Origin of the sequence: Komagataeibacter melaceti, assembly GCF_003403295.1 — a bacterium.
In the GTDB taxonomy this organism is placed as follows: domain Bacteria; phylum Pseudomonadota; class Alphaproteobacteria; order Acetobacterales; family Acetobacteraceae; genus Komagataeibacter; species Komagataeibacter melaceti.
Genome location: NZ_QUWV01000103.1, coordinates 1 through 208, shown reverse-complemented (window position 1 = coordinate 208; position 208 = coordinate 1). Strand labels below are relative to the sequence as shown.

The 208-nt window shown below is 61.1% G+C and carries 1 protein-coding gene; it reads left to right on the top strand.

Annotation, left to right across the window (positions count from 1 at the left end):
* Positions 1-9: 9 nt before the first annotated feature.
* A partial coding sequence (locus DY926_RS11825) for a transposase (RefSeq protein ID WP_148707772.1) occupies positions 10-208 on the top strand: 199 nt, incomplete at its 3' end.

The following is a 208-nucleotide window of genomic DNA, read 5'->3' as shown; positions in this document are numbered from 1 at the left end:
ACGGGTTTTATGGGCAAGGTTACGCGGAAGAGGTATGCGGCAGAGTTCAAGTCACGGGTTGCGCTGGAGGCGATCCGTGGGGAACTGACGCTGGCGGAACTGGCTTCGAAACATGGGGTACATCAGACGATGATCGCCCAGTGGAAACGGCAGGCGATCGAGGGGATGGCGGCCACCTTTTCCGGGAAAGCGACGTCTGAGCCCCCGG